Origin of the sequence: Brevibacillus sp. FSL L8-0520, assembly GCF_037963895.1 — a bacterium.
GTDB classification, from domain to species: Bacteria; Bacillota; Bacilli; order Brevibacillales; family Brevibacillaceae; genus Brevibacillus; species Brevibacillus borstelensis.
This window is the reverse complement of record NZ_CP150171.1, coordinates 3,537,169-3,555,931: the sequence shown is the minus strand read 5'-3', so window position 1 is coordinate 3,555,931 and position 18,763 is coordinate 3,537,169. Positions and strand designations below refer to the sequence as shown.

At 51.6% G+C, this 18,763-nt stretch carries 17 protein-coding genes and 1 pseudogene; 16 read left to right on the top strand and 2 right to left on the bottom strand.

From position 1 onward, the window contains the following. Positions 1-108: 108 nt before the first annotated feature. From NSQ24_RS17770 to NSQ24_RS17735, 8 genes are all read left to right on the top strand, one after another. The gene (locus tag NSQ24_RS17770) at positions 109-1,116 is read left to right on the top strand and encodes a P1 family peptidase (RefSeq protein ID WP_051925529.1); all 1,008 of its coding nucleotides are present in this window, start codon (positions 109-111) and stop codon (positions 1,114-1,116) included. A gap of 78 nt (positions 1,117-1,194) precedes the next feature. Further along, positions 1,195-2,499 (top strand): hypothetical protein, encoded by a 1,305-nt coding sequence (locus NSQ24_RS17765; protein ID WP_003386428.1) that lies wholly within the window; start codon positions 1,195-1,197, stop codon positions 2,497-2,499. 343 nt (positions 2,500-2,842) lie between these two features. Then, on the top strand, positions 2,843-4,381 hold the full coding sequence (locus NSQ24_RS17760) for an AbgT family transporter (RefSeq protein WP_339166320.1): 1,539 nt from the start codon (positions 2,843-2,845) through the stop codon (positions 4,379-4,381). Positions 4,382-4,420: 39 nt separating this feature from the next. Then, the gene (locus NSQ24_RS17755) at positions 4,421-5,680 is read left to right on the top strand and encodes an amidohydrolase (RefSeq protein WP_243014903.1); all 1,260 of its coding nucleotides are present in this window, start codon (positions 4,421-4,423) and stop codon (positions 5,678-5,680) included. Between the two features lie 61 nt (positions 5,681-5,741). After that, entirely contained in the window at positions 5,742-7,145 is a 1,404-nt protein-coding gene (locus tag NSQ24_RS17750) for a M20 family metallopeptidase (RefSeq protein WP_339166318.1), read from the top strand. Between the two features lie 243 nt (positions 7,146-7,388). Next, positions 7,389-9,374: a 5'-nucleotidase C-terminal domain-containing protein gene (locus tag NSQ24_RS17745; RefSeq protein ID WP_339166316.1), complete on the top strand. Its 1,986-nt coding sequence runs from the start codon at positions 7,389-7,391 to the stop codon at positions 9,372-9,374. Positions 9,375-9,604: 230 nt separating this feature from the next. Beyond that, positions 9,605-9,949: a hypothetical protein gene (locus tag NSQ24_RS17740; protein ID WP_024985633.1), complete on the top strand. Its 345-nt coding sequence runs from the start codon at positions 9,605-9,607 to the stop codon at positions 9,947-9,949. Further along, positions 9,901-10,590, top strand: a complete 690-nt coding sequence (locus NSQ24_RS17735; RefSeq protein ID WP_039070709.1) for a YidC/Oxa1 family membrane protein insertase — start codon at positions 9,901-9,903, stop codon at positions 10,588-10,590. The genes NSQ24_RS17740 and NSQ24_RS17735 overlap by 49 nt, the downstream gene beginning before the upstream one ends. Positions 10,591-10,641: 51 nt before the next feature. Here NSQ24_RS17735 and NSQ24_RS17730 read toward each other — a convergent pair whose 3' ends face one another. Continuing rightward, positions 10,642-10,977, bottom strand: a complete 336-nt coding sequence (locus tag NSQ24_RS17730; RefSeq protein ID WP_039070708.1) for a helix-turn-helix domain-containing protein — start codon at positions 10,975-10,977, stop codon at positions 10,642-10,644. A 122-nt stretch (positions 10,978-11,099) separates the two neighbouring features. On the opposite strand from NSQ24_RS17730, the gene NSQ24_RS17725 reads away from it, so the two are divergent. The 8 genes from NSQ24_RS17725 (at position 11,100) to NSQ24_RS17690 (ending at position 18,031) form a co-directional block, all read left to right on the top strand. Further along, a complete protein-coding gene (locus NSQ24_RS17725; RefSeq protein WP_024985630.1) occupies positions 11,100-12,071 on the top strand; it encodes an NAD-dependent epimerase/dehydratase family protein in 972 nt (323 codons plus the stop codon). Positions 12,072-12,381: 310 nt separating this feature from the next. Then, a complete protein-coding gene (locus tag NSQ24_RS17720; RefSeq protein WP_003386418.1) occupies positions 12,382-12,840 on the top strand; it encodes a GNAT family N-acetyltransferase in 459 nt (152 codons plus the stop codon). Between the two features lie 160 nt (positions 12,841-13,000). Then, on the top strand, positions 13,001-13,390 hold the full coding sequence (locus tag NSQ24_RS17715; RefSeq protein ID WP_024985629.1) for a VOC family protein: 390 nt from the start codon (positions 13,001-13,003) through the stop codon (positions 13,388-13,390). A gap of 77 nt (positions 13,391-13,467) precedes the next feature. After that, positions 13,468-13,941 (top strand): immunoglobulin-like domain-containing protein, encoded by a 474-nt coding sequence (locus NSQ24_RS17710; RefSeq protein ID WP_003386416.1) that lies wholly within the window; start codon positions 13,468-13,470, stop codon positions 13,939-13,941. Between the two features lie 110 nt (positions 13,942-14,051). After that, the gene (locus NSQ24_RS17705; protein ID WP_024985627.1) at positions 14,052-14,696 is read left to right on the top strand and encodes a pyridoxamine 5'-phosphate oxidase family protein; all 645 of its coding nucleotides are present in this window, start codon (positions 14,052-14,054) and stop codon (positions 14,694-14,696) included. Between the two features lie 307 nt (positions 14,697-15,003). Continuing rightward, positions 15,004-15,564: a DUF1697 domain-containing protein gene (locus tag NSQ24_RS17700; RefSeq protein ID WP_031932765.1), complete on the top strand. Its 561-nt coding sequence runs from the start codon at positions 15,004-15,006 to the stop codon at positions 15,562-15,564. Between the two features lie 4 nt (positions 15,565-15,568). Then, the gene (locus NSQ24_RS17695; protein WP_339166314.1) at positions 15,569-16,252 is read left to right on the top strand and encodes a hypothetical protein; all 684 of its coding nucleotides are present in this window, start codon (positions 15,569-15,571) and stop codon (positions 16,250-16,252) included. Between the two features lie 366 nt (positions 16,253-16,618). Continuing rightward, positions 16,619-18,031: a diguanylate cyclase gene (locus tag NSQ24_RS17690; RefSeq protein ID WP_339166313.1), complete on the top strand. Its 1,413-nt coding sequence runs from the start codon at positions 16,619-16,621 to the stop codon at positions 18,029-18,031. A gap of 165 nt (positions 18,032-18,196) precedes the next feature. Here the strand turns inward: NSQ24_RS17690 and NSQ24_RS17685 are convergent. Next, positions 18,197-18,571: pseudogene (locus tag NSQ24_RS17685) on the bottom strand (hypothetical protein); the annotation flags it as partial. Positions 18,572-18,763: the final 192 nt, after the last annotated feature.

Below are 18,763 nucleotides of genomic sequence, written 5' to 3'. Positions count from 1 at the left end.
GTCTCCCGCAGAGAGTTTCTCCACAAAACAGCCCTGCTTGGCTTGGCTGCGGCTGTTCCCGGAAGTCTTCTGACCATCGGTTCTGTCATGGCCGAGGAGGCGGGGGGAATGGAAGGAGCAAAAGCCGCTGCGGCAGGCATCGGTGAATGGATCAAACCAGGCGGAACGATCGTCGACGTACCGGGTGTGAAAGTCGGCCAGATGCAAGATCTAAAGGCGATGACCGGCTGTACCGTAGTCGTGCTGGAAGAGGGCTCCCCTTGCGGCGTAGATGTACGCGGCTCAGCCCCCGGCACACGGGAAACCGATCTGTTGAACCCGATCAACATGGTGGAAAAAGTAAACGCCATCGTGCTGACGGGAGGAAGCGCCTACGGACTGGATTCTGCGAGCGGCGTCATGCGCTATCTGGAGGAGCAGGGCATCGGCCACAATGTGGGGGTAGGTGTCGTTCCCATCGTTCCGGCAGCGGTCATCTTCGATTTATCGTTCGGAAGCGCAAAGGTGCGGCCCGATCAAAAGATGGGCTACGAGGCAGCCAAAAAAGCGAGCAAAGACCCGGTCAAGCAAGGAAATGCAGGAGCGGGAACCGGGGCGACAGTAGGAAAGCTGGCAGGAGGCAAACGGGCGATGAAAGGCGGGCTTGGCTCCGCATCCCTGCATTTGCCGAACGGCTTGGTCGTAGGCGCGGTCGTCTCCGTCAACGCCGTGGGAGAGGTGCGCGACCCCGTTACCGGAGAGATTTTGGCCGGCGCGCGTGACGACAGCGGCAGGATTCGCGACGCTCTCTCCTGGATGATCGAGCAGAGCTCTCCGCCTGTCCCGAGCGGCACCAACACCACGATTGCGGTGGTCGCAAGCAATGCCAACCTGAACAAAACGCAGGCGAATAAAGTCGCGCAGATGGCTCACAATGGACTGGCCAAAGCGATATTCCCCGTACATACGATGAGCGACGGGGATACGGTTTTCGCAGTTGCGACAGGCGGTGTCGATGCATCTGTCAATCTCGTGGGAGCATTGTCCGCGGAGGTGCTTGCCGCAGCGGTCGTCAACGCGATCAAAGCGGCGGAAGGGGCAGAAGGGCTCCCGGCCTATCGGGATCTTCGGAAATAGAGATGGAGATTATGACTTCCTGTCTGATATAGTAAAAAATGAAACATCATCTAAATCAGGCAGGGGTTAGCGAAAATTATGTATAGAATTGGTGTCGTTGGACCGCCTCCTTCTGTCGAGCGGATACTGGCTGTAGCCAACGAATTTGAACATGAGATCGAATTTGTTCCGATAACGTACGGGGATGCAAAAGAAGTGAGCGGCATTGTTCAGGAGCGCAATCACGAATTTGACGGATGGTTTTTCTCCGGACCCATTCCGTTCACGATTGCGAAAAATGTGCTCAGCCCCGAGGCCAATATGGTCTACTGCCCGCCTACCGGCTCCAACCTGTACCGGAGCTTTATTCAAATGTCGATCGACCGGGATGAAGCCGTGAAGCGAGTCTCGATTGACATGATCGAGTCGGAGGGGCAGTTTTTGCAGGAGCAGTTGTCCGAACTGCAGATACCGGAAGAAGACACGCACGTGATGACCTACGACGAGCATTATGACGCGCAGGCAGTCGCGCAATTCCATCTGAAGGTCTGGAGGGAAGGGAAGACCCAGGGCGCTTTTACTACATTGATGACCGTGGAAGAGCTTCTTCGCGAGGCAGGGGTTCCTGTCTACCGCATTTATATGACCAAGATGGAAATTCGGCAAGCAATGAAGATGGTCATCGAAAGAGCGAGGAGCTCCTACTTCAAGGATACGCAGATCGGTGTCGAAATCATTGAACTTGAGCAGTTTGACACGATTGTGGAAAAATCAACGGCCCGTTTTCATTTACAGCATCTGGAATTGAAGATCAGGCAGCTTTTGCTGCTGCTGTGCGAAAAGCTGGACGGTTCACTTATGGCAAACGGCAACGGCCGCTACCAGATTTTCAGCTCCCGGGGAGCCATCGAGCGGGAGATTGACATGCTGCGCGCGACCTTGCAGCAGCTCTCCCTGGAGGCGGACGTTCCCGTCGCAGTGGGCATCGGGTTTGGCGAGACCGCTTTTTCCGCCGAAAGCAATGCGCGCAAGGCGGTTCAGCATGCAAAAAACAGGGACGGATACGGGATCGTGATCGTCCAGGAAAACGGCGTCATCGTGGAAGCGGCAGGCGAACCGGAACAAATCGCTTATGCCTATCGCTCCAATGACAAGGAGCTTTTGGATAAATTAAACAAGGCAAACGTCAGCATCAAAACCTATAACAAGCTGCAAGCGTTGGTGCAGCGCATGGGCTGGAGCACATTCACGACTTCAGACATCGCCACGTACTTGTCGATGACGGTACGGAATGCCCAGCGGATCATCGGCAGCCTGTGCGAATACGGACTTGCCGAGTATAAGGGAGAAGAGCTTCAGGCTGTGCGCGGACGTCCGAAAAAAATATACCAATTAAAAAAGTAGCGATAAAAAAGATGAGCAGGCCAGTTCTCAAGAGAGGACTGGCTTTTTGTACGGAAAGCGCTTGCTGTTTTGTGAGAAGTCGAACAATTCTGTTGAAAAACATTTAACAAGGCTATATAATTCATTTAACGACAATTTCTCTATTTATTCGCATAATGAAAAATATGCGCAGAATTCACGAAGAAAGGGGCGCTGGCTACCGCTTTCGCAAAAAGAAAGTGCTTACATTGGGGCGGCTGCAGACTGAACACTCATTCGGTTTCGTTGCCGGCTTGCTTTACACATACATGGAAAACGAGTGACTTACCAGGACAGAAAGACACGGGCCGAGGGGGATTGTTCAATGCAAGCGCAAACGCAGCAAGCAAAGTCAGAGTTTCAGGAGCAAAAGGGGACAGGCTTATTGAAATGGGTGGAGCGGATCGGGAACAAATTGCCGAATCCATTCATGCTCTTCCTCTATCTGATCGCCATTTTGTTCGTAGTGACAGCCGTTTTGTCGTTTTTCCACATTACAGCCGTAGACCCGATCAAAAACGAGGAAGTTCAGGTAAAGAATCTGCTCAGCCAAGAGGGGCTTCAATGGCTGCTGCCCAATATCATTAAAAACTTTTCCGGATTCTTGCCGTTGGGATCGATTCTGACGCTGATGCTGGGGGTCGGATTGGCAGAGAAGGTCGGTCTGTTGGAAGCGGTCATCCGCAAGATGTCTCTGCGGGTAAATGCCCGATACGCAAGCTACCTGGTTGCCTTTATCGCTTTTTTCAGCCATGTCTCGTCTGATGCTGCCTTTGTCATCATGCCCCCACTCGGTGCGCTGATCTTCCTGGCTGTAGGACGTCACCCGGTAGCGGGACTTTTGGCTGCCATCGCCGGTGTCGGGTCAGGTTTTACAGCCAATATGCTGATCGTAACAACAGATGTGCTGCTTTCCGGGATCAGCTCGGAAATTTCGAAGTCGGTCGACCCGAACGTGACGGTAAGCGTTTTGGACAACTGGTTTTTTATGTCGGTATCCGTTTTGCTGCTTTCCGCCATCATCGGCTTTATCACCGACAAGTTTGTGGAGCCCAAATTGGGTGTTTACCAGGGGAGTGCGGAGAACAAGCTGGAGGACCTTTCGGCTGAGCAAAAGAAAGGGCTTCGCGCGGCAGGAGTTGCAGCGCTGGTGTTCATCGCCGTACTCGCCATTCTGGTTGTGCCGGAGGGCGGAATCCTGCGTGATCCCAAGCAAGGCACGATTGTTCCGTCACCGTTTATTTCAGGGATTGTCCCGGTCATTCTGCTGTTCTTCTTCACCGTTGCCATCACATACGGCATTAAAGTGGGCGTGATCAAGAAGCAAAATGACATTCCGGCCCTTTTGACCGATCCGATCAAGGGAATGGCCAGCTTCATCGTCATGGTTTTCCCGCTCTCCCAGTTTGTCGCCATGTTTAACTGGAGCAATATGGGCAGCTTTTTGGCTCTGTTTATCACCGATTTGCTCGAAAAAATGAACATGACAGGAGCGCCCGTCTTTATCGGCTTGATGTTTTTGTCCGCATTCCTCTGCATGTTCATTGCCAGCGGCTCTGCGATCTGGTCGCTTTTGGCGCCGGTCTTTATCCCGATGTTCATGGCGCTAGGGTTCCATCCGGCTTTCGCGCAAATCACATTCCGGATCGCTGACTCTGCCGTGATTCCGTTCGCGATCGTGTCGCCGTTTATCCCGCTGTTCCTTGGGTTCCTGCAGGAATACAAGAAGGACGCCCAGCTGGGAACGTACTATTCGCTGATCATGCCATACCCGATCGCTATATTCATTCTCTGGACACTGCTGCTGGTCGTCTGGTATTTCCTGGGCTTGCCAATCGGTCCTGGCGTCTATCCGAGAATGTAACGCAAAAAAGGCTCCAAGAGAGGACAGGAGGAATTGACTATGCTGGATTTGGTTTCATTGCGAAGAGATTTTCATATGCACCCGGAAGTGGGATTCACGGAATTTCGTACGGCTTCCAAGGTCGTGGAAATACTTGCTTCGCTTGGCTTTGATGTGATTTACGGCCCAGACGCAATGGATGGCGGTTCCCGCAGGGGATTGCCGTCCGCGGACGTGCTGGAGGCTGCTTACGAGCGGGCCTTGCGGGACGGTGCAAACCCGCAGATCGTGGAGAAAATGCGAGGCGGCTACACAGCCGTGATCGGGGTGAAAAAAGGAAAGCAGGAAGGGCCTACCGTTGCGTTCCGGTTTGACATGGATGCGCTGCCTGTCCTGGAAAGTACGGACGCGGACCACCTCCCCCAGGCAAAGGCATTTCGCTCCCGCTATGAAGGAAACATGCACGCTTGCGCCCATGACGGCCATACGACGATTGGACTCGGGCTTGCCGAAAAACTGGCGGACGGCAACTTTTCCGGAACCGTAAAGCTGATTTTCCAGCCCGCCGAAGAAGGTGTCCGCGGCGCTTACTCGATCGTTCAAAAAGGGATGCTCGACGATGTCGATTATATTTTCTGTCACCATCTGGGGACCAATGTCCCGCTTGGCGAGGTGCACGGAGCCTCTTTCGGTTTTCTCGCTACAACCAAGATGGTTGCCCATTTCCACGGGGTACCGTCCCATGCTGGAGCCTCTCCGGAAAAGGGCAAAAACGCCTTGCTTGGAGCCGCTACCGCTCTGCTGAACATCCATGCCATTCCGCGCTTTAGCACAGGCTCAACCCGTGTGAATGTGGGTGTATTGGAAGGCGGGACGGCAGCCAATATCATTCCGCAGCATGCAAAAATGATCGTGGAAACCCGTTCGGTGTCAGAAGAAGTGAATGCCGAGCTGGAACAGCGTGTCCGCAATATCATCGCCCACAGCGCAGCCATGCACGAGCTGGAGCACGAGATCGAAGTGATTGGCGGCGCCATCCCGATCAACAGCGATCTGGACATGGCTGAGCTGGCGATCGAGGAAGCGAAGCAGGTCGAGGGCTTCACCGCCTTCAAGGTCAGCGACAGCAATGCGATGGGCAGCGAGGACGCCAGCTTCATGATCAAGCGCGTTCAGGAGCGCGGAGGAAAAGGGACGTACATGGCGATCGGGACGGATATTCCCGCACCTCACCATCACCCCAAATTTGACATCCAGGAGGAGATTCTCCCGCGCTCCGTAGAGCTGTTGCACCGCATCGCCAAACGTCTGTTGACGTGAGAAGCCGTTCTATCGGACACTCCCCGAATCCTGCAGCTGCGAATAGAAAGGATGTTTCTTTATGCATACCCAACGAATTTCGGAAATGATTGAACAAAAACGCGATTTGTTCATCAGTGTGAGCGACAACATTTGGAGCTTTGCCGAGACGCGCTTTGAAGAGTACCAATCTGCCGAATTGCTGGCGCAAACGCTGGAGAGCGAAGGTTTTCAGGTAGAAAGAGGCGTAGGCGGCATCAAGACGGCATTTATCGGTAGCTTCGGCAGCGGCGGTCCGATTGTCGCCATTTTGGGAGAGTTCGACGCCCTCTCAGGAATGAGCCAAAAGAAAGGGCAGGCGGTGCAAGAACCGGAGGTACCGGGAGGCAACGGGCATGGCTGCGGACACAACCTGCTCGGTACGGCTTCTCTGGCCGCTGCGGTTGCTGTCAAGCAGTACATGGAGGAGAACAATCTCAAAGGCACTGTCCGCTACTACGGATGTCCCGGCGAGGAGGGGGGCTCCGGCAAAGCCTTTATGGCCCGCGCCGGACTGTTTGACGACGTCGACTTTGCCCTCTGCTGGCACCCGATGGGCTACAACAGCATCATGGCGATCGAATCGCTGGCCAATTACCAGGTGTACTTCAAATTCAGAGGCAAAAGCTCGCATGCGGCAGCAAGCCCGCATCTGGGACGCAGTGCGCTGGATGCCGTAGAGCTGATGAACGTCGGCGTCAACTACTTGCGTGAGCACATCATCCCGGAAGCGCGCGTCCACTACGCCGTGACCAATACGGGCGGACTCTCTCCGAATGTCGTGCAGGCCTATGCGGAGGCGCTCTATCTGGTGCGTGCGCCAAAGGTTGACCAGGTGCAGGAAATTTATGAGCGGGTGTGCAAAATCGCCCAAGGGGCAGCGCTGATGACCGAAACCGAGGTAGAGATCGTGTTTGACAAAGCGTGCTCCAATGTGGTGCAAAACAAGGTCATGGAACAGGTCATGTACCGCAACTTCCAGGAGCTGGGCGTCCCCGTGCATGACGAGGAGGAGCTCAAGCTGGCCAAGGAAGTTCGCGCCACGCTGACTGAGCAGGAGTTAAACACCTCAGTAAAAGAATTTCCGGACGGGCCGGACGTCGATATGGTGACATGGCTGAATCCGTACAACGGTGAAACGAGCCCGCTGAACGGCTCTACAGACGTCGGTGACGTCAGTTGGATCGCGCCTACCGCACAGTGTACGACGGCCTGCTTCGTGAACGGGTCGACGCTGCACTCCTGGCAATGGGTGTCGCTCGGTGGTACCTCCCTGGGCCATAAAGGCATGCTCCATGCCGGAAAGGTGCTGGCCTCCACGGCAGTCGACATGCTGAACAATCCGGAGCTGATCGAACAGGCCAAAGCCGAATTGCAGCAGTGTTTGGGCGGAAAGCCATACAAATGCCCGATCCCGGAAGGTGTGCAGCCATCCGTTAAAAAGTAAGCGAGCGTGATTCGGACAATTTGCAAGGTCAAGACGATGAGAAGCCAGCGGTTTCTCGCCGCTGGTTTTTTCTGCAGGCGAATGCCACGGATAAAAAGCAGAAATGGCAAGAAAATGATTGAGAATCTTTTCCTGTTGCGATAGTCTACTAGAGTGCCCATCTATGCACAACAAGAGAAAGAGGGTCTGAATGAAAAGAAAGAAAATTCAGAAATGACTCTTTAGACAAAAGGAGGACAAGCAATGCGCAAGGGGAAATTGGCGCTGAAAACCTGTCTGAGCGTAGCTATCGGGCTTACGCTGTTCAGCAGTGCTGCTGCTGCACAGCCCGCTCAGGCAAAAGCCGCCGGGAATTCAGAAATCAAAATCACGCTGCTCGGGACGTCTGACATCCATGGACGTTTCATGCCGTGGGACTATGAAATCGATGGTCCAAACAACAACGGAAGCCTAACGCAATTATTTACGATGGTCAAACAAATTCGCGAAGAGAATCCCAACACGATTCTTCTGGACGCGGGAGACTGCATCCAGGGAAATTCGGCTGAACTGTTTAACAGCCATCCACAGTCTCCGATGATGGTTGCGATGAATGCGATGAAATACGACGCGTGGGCATTTGGCAACCACGAATTCAACTTTGGACTGGACGTGCTGGAAAAGATCAGCAGCCAATACGACGGGCCGCTGCTTGCGGGCAATATTTACAAGGAAAACGGCGAGCGCTTCCTGCCAGCCTCCACGATTATTGAAAAAGCTGGGGTAAAGATCGGCATTATCGGGATGAACACCCCGATGATCGAGGATTTTGAAAAGGGAACCGACCACCTGAACGGGCTTGTCGTTAAAAATCCTGTCGATGAAACGAAAAAGGCAATCAAGGAGCTTGAAGGAAAAGTAGACGTCATGATCGGCCTGATGCATATGGGGCTGGACAACGAGAACGGGAAACCGGGGACCGGCGTGCGCGACATTGCCAATGCCAATCCCGAGCTGACCGCCATTTTCGCCGGCCACATGCACAAGCTGGTGAAAAGCGAAGAGGTAAACGGCGTACTGATCACCGAACCGGACAAATACGGCACGCATCTGTCCCGCATCGACCTGACGTTTGCCAAGCAAGGCGACAAAGTGGTGCTGAAAAGCAAGGAAGCGACAGCGCTGCCTGTGAAACAAGCAGACGGTACCTTCGTCGAGTCCGATAAGGCATTGGAAGAAACGCTGAAGCCTTTCCACGAGATTGCCCGCGCAGACGCCAATGTCGTCGTGGCTGAGCTGAAGGGCGAAAATATGGTGCCGAAAAATGAGATTGAGGGCATCCCGCAGGTCCAAATCCAGGAGACGCACCTTGCCGACTTCTTTAATGAGGTCATGCTCTATTACAGCAAGGCCGATGTCGTCGCTCACCAGATCGACAATGACAAGGCCCGTCTGGATGTAGGGCCGATCAAGAAAAAGGACATCGCCTTCAACTACCAGTACGCACTGGGCGAAATTACCGTGTACGAAGTAACAGGCAAAGATTTGAAGGACTACATGGAATGGGCGGCTGGCTACTTCAATACCGCTCGTCCGGGAGATGTGACGATCAGCTTTGACAAGACGCGTCGTTCCTCCAAATACAGCACCAACGACTTTTTCGGCGGAGTGAAGTACGAAATCGACCTTACCAAACCTGCCGGAAGCCGCATCACCAACCTCCGTCGTCTGGACGACAAGCCGATCAAAGCGGAGGATGTGCTCAAGCTTGGCATGAACTCCTACCGTATGGACGCACTCATCGCGAAGGGCGGCGCTTTGGAAGGACGGAAGTTCAAACAGCTCTGGTCGTCCAAGGATGAGAGCGCATTTGGCGAAACAGGCGGAACGATTCGCAACCGCACCATCGCCTATCTCAAAGAAGTGAAGAAAGGCGTTTACGAGCCAAAAGCATTGAATTACTGGAAGATTGTCGGCGTGGACACCACTGCGCCTGAGCGTGCCGATGTCGTTGAGCTGATCAACGCCGGAATCCTCGGGGTGCCAAAGACAGAAGACGGCAAGTACACCAACGTGGCTTCGATCAACATCAAGGACCCGGTAACAAAAGAAGAGATTGCGGAGCTCTCGCAAAAGGCAAAGGTGAATGCAACCGCGTTTGCCAATGTGAAAACCAAGGGAGAGTTCTATCAGAAGCTGAATCAAGCGAGAAAGACTGCGGCTGCTCAGGCAAAGCCAGCAGCGAAGTAGGGAAGAAGAGGCAGGGAATATACAGGTTAGGCTTATGCAAGAAGCAAGATAAGCATAGGTCAGGCAAAAAAGCAGCAAGGCTTTTATAGAAGAAGCAGCCCGTGAAAAAACTCGGGCTGCTTTTTTTACATTCCCGTTCCTTCCCCATATTCTTTTTATAGGAAGTATCCAAGTATGTATGGTATCTTTAGTATAAAGCGAACGATTTTTGTCCTCTGGGAGGTGACGCTGTGGAGTTTTCCTTGGATATGACACTCTTGCTGCTGGCAATGGGCCTGTCGGGATATCTGGTTGCACATCTGCTATGCAGTCCGGTAAAGCCGCTGGGATGGGTAGCTTGTTTGGAAAAGGGAATAGATTCGCAGCCGCCAAACGAGATTTCGGTTCGCCCCGCCGTGCATCCGAGGATGCTCTGGGTGCGGCGAAAAAAGCCTCCCGAGGAGCAAGGGTCTTCCAGTGACGATGCTGATCCGCTTTCCTTCTTGTATCGAAAAGACATTTGCAACGATACGAGGAGGAATTCCGAATGTATACCTTTGTTCAACCTGTCATTGATTTGCTGGCCTCGCTGCTGAATGTGATCTTTCAGTTTGCGCAGGATTGGGGAATTGCGATCGTTCTTTTGACACTGTTTGTGAGAGGACTGCTTTTTCCGCTCAATCTGCGGACGGCCCGCCAGACGATGCTGCAGGTCTTGATTCGCCCTGAGCTGAAGCTGCTTCAGGAACGGTACAAAGACGACCAGCCAAAGCTGATGCAAGAGACGATGAATCTCTACCAAAAGGCGGGAGTCAAGCCGCTGTCGATGTTCACGACGGCGATAATGCAGATGCCGATCTTCATGGCGATGTACGGACTGTTTTTGACGCATGGAGCGGCGATGTCCTCTTCCTTTATTCCCTGGGTTGTCTCCTTTGCCCAGCATGACGCGTGGCACATCCTGCCTGCGCTTGCCGCTGGACTTACCTTTTTGACCGGCATGATTCCGTTGACTGGTGAAATGCTGACAGACACGCCTCTGATTCAACGGGCCTTGACCTCGCTGATCATGGTCGCCTTCTTCTTGATGATTCTCTGGAAAGCGCCTGTCGCCTTGGGCTTATATTGGACCACCGGCTCCCTGTTCGGTTTGCTGGAACGCGGTTTTTATCGAACCAGATTGGGGAAAAAGGTACTGATGCGGGGACGAGCCGAGCTGCCGGCAAGCCAAGAATAAATATTTATACGCAAGCAAACCCTTGAGACAGTCTCAAGGGTTTTTGTTTTTCTATTGTTTTCCCAGCTTCAGCACATCCCACGCATTTCCCCATTCCTTCATCGCATCGAAGACGGGGCGAAGCGTTTGGCCTTTTTCGGTTAGCGCGTATTCCACATGCGGGGGGATTTCCGAGTAGATCGTCCGGCTGATAATCCCTTCTTCTTCCAGCTCCTTCAGACGCATGGACAGCGTCCGCGGGCTGATCCCCTTCAAGGAGCGCTGCAGTTCTCCAAACCGCCGCGGACCATAGAACAGTTCCCTTAAAATGATGAACGTCCATTTCCCCCCGATCACGTGCATTGTTTTTTCAATCGGACACGCTTTTTGATTATATTCTTCAGGCATGAACATCCCTCCGCTATCTTTTTGAATAGTAACTATAAAAAATATCCGTACTTTTATAATAATAGCACTTTCATTATTATAGTGAATAATCATCCTGAAGCAATTGAATGGAGGAAAAAAGCATGAAAGCTGTTGTCTTTGGAGGTACGGGGTTTATTGGAGGGCATGTCGCGGAACAACTGCATCTGGCTGGACACCGCGTGACGGCAGTTGTCCGCAAGACCAGCAACACCGCGTTTTTGGACAGCTTGGGGGTCGACGTCGTTCGCATCGATTTTTCAGATCCAGCCGCCATAGCAGACGTGATGGCAGGAAATGACGCAGCGTACAATTGCACAGCCGACGCGAAGCTGCACACGCAAATAAGCATGAATGCCCCGGTGGAAATTGAGTTGACCCGAACGCTTGCGGAAGAAGCGGCCAAGCAGGGCATTTCCCGGTTTATTCAACTCAGCACAGTGGTCATCTACGATTTTCAAAGCAACGAACCGATAGACGAGTCGTATGTGTCGAAGCCGGAGTACCCGATACAGCGGCTGGGGATTGAAAGGGAGAGAGTCGTCGGGGAAGTGGGACGAAAAACCGGAATGACGACCGTGGTGCTGCGGCCGGCAAGCACAATCGGCGTCCGGGACACTACCTCGTTTTTCGCCAGACTGTTTGCCGCACATGCGCATGACCGCTACCCGATGATCGGCGAGGGGGCTGCACAAGTTTCGCTGGTAGATACCCGCGACATCGGCCGGGCGATGGTCTGGCTGGGTACCTTCCAAAAGCAGCCGCAAGATGACGGCGTCTACCTGCTCAAAGGATTCGATACAACGTGGCGTCAACTGAAGGAAGCGATGGACCTTGCCGCAGGGAAGACTGCCAAAATGCTGGAGCTGCCGGAAGCATTGACCGAAGATGAAATGGCTGCCTATGGGTTGAGTCCATTCGCCGTAAAGACAATGGCGGTAAACAGAATCTGGAAGGACGACAAAATACGGAAGCTCGGCTTTGCCACAAAGTATTCGCAAACGGATGCGGTCGAGGCGGAGGTGAGGGATTTGCTTAGTCGAAAACGAACTTCAGAAAACAGCGGCATTCTTTAAGGAACTGGCATAGGCCATTTATACAGACATAATCCGAAGGAAGATTCCGAGTCAAAACATCAGTATAAAAAAGATTTGGGTACAGGAAAAAAGGGTGACGTACCTTCAGAAACAGAATCGTACGTTTATTCGGTGATGAAAATACATAATGTAAGATATTCATTCTTCAAGGTATAATGAATAGATCCAGCATCTGTAACTCAATCCTACATTTATCTGAAGTGAATAGACAATCAGACGATTCATCAAAATGGAAATGCTAAATAAAGGAAAAATGTTGCAACGGACATACTTTCTAAAAGGAGTCTCCATGATCACCAAAATCAATTTCACCGAAACCGATACCGTCCAAAAGCTCTTCGACCTGCAAAAAGCCGCATACCAGGTAGAAGCCGAACTGATCAATTTTTTTGAAATCCCCCCGTTGAAAGAATCATTTCAAGAGTTCCAGCAGTGCGGCGAGGAATTCTTGGGTTATTTTATCGATAACAAACTTGCAGGCGCCATTTCCTATACCATAGAAAATGAAGAACTGACGATCTGCAGAATGGTTGTGCATCCGGCTCATTTCAGAAAGGGAATTGCCCAAAAGCTGTTGGTGGCGATGGAATTGCAGAATGCAAATTGTTCTGCTTTTAAAGTAGCGACCGGCAGAGAAAATACCCCTGCCAAAAATCTGTACGAAAAAAATCATTATCAATGGAAGCGGGATGTTGAGGTCGCACCTGATGTTTATATCAGCTTTTTTGAAAAAGCAGGAAAGAACTAAGGGCTGGATGGCCTGAGCCTGTATCTGCAACGCGCTGCCATGTTTGTCTGAAAGTCAAGGCACTATTGGATGGCAGGACGATAGATTCCAGAGAAAGCGAATGGAAAAAATGGTATGACGAGTATATACAAGCTGTCGGGAATGTAAGGGAGGAATATGTTTGATCTATGAAATGACGGTTCAAGTTCGTGTTCCAGATATAAAAGAAGGACAAAAGTGGTATCAAACACTGCTCAAAAAGGAACCCGACTTCATCCCTCACGAAGGATTCGCAGAATGGGAGCTTATTCCCGGATGTTGGCTGCAGGTGGCGGAAGGTGCTCCCGCTGATGGCAGCGGACCTATTCGCTTTGGCGTTGCAGATATCGAAGCGGAGCGGGACAGGCTAAGAAGGGAATTGCATATCGAGAGCTTTGAAATCTGTTCGAGAAAAGAAGTTCCTGTAAAATGGGGGACTTTTTCCGACCCCTGGGGAAATCGGCTGGGGTTCTTCGAATACTTGAATGAGACAGAGAAAAAGGAACGCATAAAAGCTATTTTAGGAAAATAAAAAAATCTGCTCACAGGTCCCAATAAAATGGAAACGCTCCAGCATCGCCTCCGTCTTTTAAAGAAGGGGGGAAAAACATGCTTAAAAAGATTTTTTTGATAGCCGCTGTTGCCTTGGCTGTAATGCTCGTGGCCGCCTGTTCTTCGGAAAAGACAAAACCGTTGACAACCCTGTCGAGCTACGGAGAAATATCCAATCAGGCGAGCACAGAAGAAGCCAAGGTGGAAATGAATACAGAACAACCCAGCTACTCCGCTTCCATTGACAAGGTGACGTTGAAAATCAAAAACGACGGTCCTACTACGTTGACATTTGGGACGCCTTTTACGCTTGAGAAACGGGAGCAAGGAAAATGGTACGTGGTCCCAATGCGCTCCGATATCGCGTTTACGTCCATTGGTCTTCTTGTCGAGCCGGGAGAAACGCGCGAGGACCAAATTAGCATGAGTGACCTTGACTATACCTTGACCAAGGGAGAATACCGGGTTATCAAAAGCTTTTCCGCAAATGAAAAGGAAATCATTGTGGCTGCCCGTTTTGAAATCGAGTAGCTTCGCGGCAACAAAGGCATGGGATGAGCCGCAATACCCTCGGGCGCAATGGCAGAAACACAGGAAGTGTAGTACGATGGGAGGATATTCCACAGGGAAAAGGTGATAAAATGAGCGCCGTATTTCGTGATGTGATCTCCACCGAACAACAATTTATGAAAGAGCTTCGCGAGCCTTTGGGAAATCCGAGCTCACTTGCGGCAAACAAAGTGGTTCACGCTCTTGACCGCCATTGCCGCGAGTTTATATCCAAGTCCCCCTTCCTGGCGATGGCTACCTCCGATGCAAACGGCCATTGCGACGTGTCGCCGCGTGGCGATGCACCCGGATTTGTCCTCGTGCTGGATGACCATCATCTGTTTATTCCCGAACGCCCGGGCAACCGCCGGATGGATTCCATTCAAAATATTATTGCAAATCCCCACGTCGGCCTTCTATTCTTCATTCCCGGACTGGGGGAAACGCTGCGGATAAACGGTAAAGCGGTTGTTTGCCGCGATCCGGAATTGCTTGAAAAAACCGCAGTAAGCGGCCGGACTCCCATGTTTGGCATCGGGGTTGAGGTGGAAGAGGTGTACGCGCACTGTGCAAAAGCCTTCATCCGCTCCGGTCTGTGGAATCCGGATTCGTGGTTGGCCAAGGAGCTGCTGCCTTCCGTCCCGAAAATGCTGGCAGATCACTCGAAAACCCCAAACTCTACGGCAGAAGAGGTAGCAAGCCAACTGCAAGACAGCTATAAGAACCGGCTTTACTAATGGCTGGGTACTGTGTCATAGAAGGTGTGCCTTCATTCACCATTTTTTGAATGGTAGCAGCAGTTCTATAGGTTGCATGCCTCATCGAGATTCGGTGAGGCTTTTTTGCGTTCGTAGACGCATGGCCTGTCGATTGAAAGAAATGGTGAGCGAACTCCTGAAAATGGAATCGGCAATTGCGTATCCAGATACGCCCATGATACCCTTTTAGGATAATGTTGCGACAATGGAAACTTCCAAATCGGTGCATCGCTTTAGAGCATCAAATGGAGTGTTCACACTATGCATGGAAAGGGTCGTGGGATCGATGGCCATTTATATCGCGCTTTTGCGAGGGATTAACGTAGGCGGCAAGAATATGATCAAGATGGCGGAGCTGAAGCGTACATTTGAAACAATGGGCCTCGGCCGCGTGCGGACGTATATCCAAAGCGGCAATGTTCTCTTCGAATCGGAAGAGGAGGAAGAACCGCTGCGCGAGCGGATTGAACAGGAGATAGCTGCAGCCCAAGGTTTGTCCGTGAGTGTCGTTTTGCGGACGGCTGAGGAATTGAGACGGATTGCCGCGAGCTGTCCATTTTCGGAAGCCGCGCTGGAGAAAGCGGAGGAATCGGCAGAGGGAGAAAGCCTGTACGTAGGCTTTTTGCTCAGGGAGCCTTCACGGGAAGGGATGGAACGCTTGGCCCCCTACAAAAATGAAGACGAGCAGTATTACATTGCAGGCCGCGAGATATTCCTATTGTTCAGTCGGAGTGTTCGCAATTCCAAGCTTTCCGCGAATCTGCAGAAGCTGGATGTCCCGGTGACGGTCCGCAATTGGAATACGCTCAACAAGCTGGTCGCATTGGCAAATGAGATGGAGGCCTAGTCGGATGATGATGGACCGGGTGGATGCCGCCGTTCAAAATAATATCGCATGGTGCGGGACTGTTTGTGATACGCACGGGATTGCCCAAGCCGCTCACAGCCACGTCTGGGGAGTGCTTTCGAAGGCGCCTGCTTTTTATCCTGATATCATCTCTTCGAGCAGAAATGCAACAACTGCCGATGTACAAGCCTTCGCGGGGAAGCGAGACATTTTGAGCATTAAAGACAGCTATGCGAATCTGGACTTGTCCCCTTTTGGTTTTGACATCTTGCTTGAGGCAGAATGGATATACCGCGACTCGATTTCGGTTAGTCGACCAGCTCGAGCTTCATGGCGCTTGATTGCCACCGAAAAAGACCTGATGAGCTGGACGCATGCCAATGGATTGCAAGACGTGATCAAGGCTGATCTATTGAAGCAAACAGCCGTGAAACTATTCATGCACGAAGAAAAGGGTGAAATCTCCGGTTTTATTGCAAATCTGGCTGCGGGTGTAGTAGGGATTTCCAACGTCTTTACTACGGATCATGCCAATGAAGGTCTGTGGCTGGATATTGCAAGCATAGTGTCGGCTGAATTTCCGGGAGTGCCAATGGTGGGATACGAACGAGCGGGCGACTTGTCGGCGGCTCTACTATCCGGTTTCACATCGATAGGATCGCTCCGTGTGTGGGTGAAATCATCATGAGAAGGCTTGCGTGCTGTTGTACCGTTTTTAAGTGGAAATGAACAGAAGTTTTATCCGATTGCAAACGCAGGAAACAAGCTGATAACTGCTGCATGCAAATGACGTGTGCCTCTCCCGGTACACGTTGCGGCGCTGCATGGCGGTAGTCGGACTACATGCCGTATCTTGCAAAATCGACAGTCGTGCGGGTAGAGGTTGACCGTTAAGGGGGTTAACCTCTTTTTTCGTAGAATGCATAATACCGGTATGAAAAAAGAGCGGTTTAGCCGATATAATCTAGGAGTGCCGAAATACCCCCGGCACAGGCATTCAAAACATCCGTCTCTATGCTAACTAACAACACGAATAACAGGAGTGATCGACCACGTGAAGGAAGGACTTGCCCTGACTTTAAAAAATATAGCCATTCTTTTATTTTATGCAGCATACACGCTTGTAAAGCTCTTTTACTTTCAGATACTGCCCTACGCTTTGCATTTTTTGATCGACATCACGGCGCTCTCGATGACGTATATTGTGGTCCAGCCCACCTGGATCAAAACATTTCGCAGACTCCGCAAATGGGTGACGTACGCGATTACGGGCATAGCGATGGTTATTTGCGGCCTGTGGACAATCGAGCATTACTACCTGTTTGGCTCCCAGCTCGGGATTGAGCTGTACTACATCCCGATTGTCCTTGCCACCTTGTTTTTGTCGACGACAGCCGGACTGATCGTCACCGGAATATCCAATCTCATTTTGCTGCTGGTAAAAATTCTCGTAGGCAGCTTTCAGGCTGACTACCTCATCGAGATGTGCCTGAACATCCTGTTCACGGGATTGCTCGTTTATTTGATTCGAACTGTCGTGAATCTGCGGGACCAGGTGGCCAACAAGCAGCATGTGCTGCTGCAGAATTCCCGCGATCTGGTGATCGGGATCAACCGGGAAGGCATTATTGATGTTTGCAACGCAAGCATGCTGCAGTTTCTCGGGGTAGGGAAGGCAGATGTTACTCAGCAGTATTTTTGGGAAGTGGAAGAAAAGCTGGGTGCCGAGGAAAACCAGGCGGTGGAGGCGATCTTTTCGCTCTTGTACACGGAAAAAACGGCAGGATGCAGGGAGTTGGAGATTGTTAAAGGCGGGAAATCATACACGTTCAGCGTCAATACGTATCATTTCAAGGACGATGGCTTTATTAACGGAAGGATTCTCGTATTGTCCGATCTGACAGAGAGAAAAGAAATGGAGCGGGAGCTGGAGAAGAAGGCGACGGAGGACAAGCTTACAGGGCTGCACAATCGCGGGTATTTTGAGGCGAAATTCAAGGAAGAAAAGCTTCGCTCCGAGAGGTATCACCACCAGCTTTCGCTTATCTTGATCGACCTTGATCACTTCAAGCGGATTAATGATCAGTATGGGCATCTCGCGGGGGATGCGGTTCTGCGAGAGACAGCCCGGTTCATCCGTTCCCACGTACGCGAAACGGATTGTACGGCCCGCTATGGGGGAGAAGAGTTTGTCATTCTTTTGCCGGAAACAGGAGAAGAGGAGGCAATGGAAGTAGCGCAGCGGATTCACCAAGGGCTGGCCGATCGAATCATCTGCCACGAAGAGAAAGAAATTCGGGTAAGCGCATCGCTGGGAGTGGTGACGAGCGAAAGCAGCTTTGATCTGTCCGAGCTTTTGGGGCTTGCTGACAAAGCCCTTTACCAGTCGAAAAAAAACGGACGCAACCAAATCACCTCCGCAAACAGTTTACGGGAAAAGGAACAGTATTTGGAGCCAGAAAGGTGAATGAGGAAATGTGGAACCAGGAATTCATCGCCTTTCCAATCCGCCGATGAACAAATGAATTGTGGAATTGATTCAGCGCAGCATGGAAAGACAGCGATGGGGGGACCTCGGCAGCAAAAGCTCGCGGGGTCTTTTTTTTGTTCCATTCTCCCTATTTTGCAATGCTTACTTCTTCCTGCTTTTCGCACGGCCTTCCTTTTGCCGGCTATTCATTCCCCTGTTCAGAGCCCGTCCGGTCGTTCCGCCGCCAACAGCTTGCTGCTGCTTCGTAGAGCTTTGGATAGCCGCATTCGTTCCGCATGTACTGTCTTTTCCACTGCCGCTGGCCACCTGCGTAGCTGCTGCAGCCATGCTTTTCTTGTTGCGGCGCTTGGCGACCTGATTGTTGATCACGATGACGAGACCCTCGTTGTCCCGTTTCTTCTTTCGCTTTTTGCTAGGTTCAGACTGTTTTCCTCTCATTCCGAGATTTCGCGCGCGACCGTCCGCTCCGACACTTTCCTGTTGCTGGGTATTGGAAGAGTCGATCGCGGCGTTGTTTCGTTCGTTTCACCGATGGGATCAGTCCTTTTTTGGTGAAGTTTGTATACAAAATGCGGCTGAATCAGAAAAAGTGTGGGACAAATGGCAGGATCGCCAGAAAATGCGCGAGAGTCCTGTTGATAGGAGGACGGAGAACAAAGCAAAAACGAGAACAATGAGTCAAAGGAAGGAAGGCACAAAACACGGGGA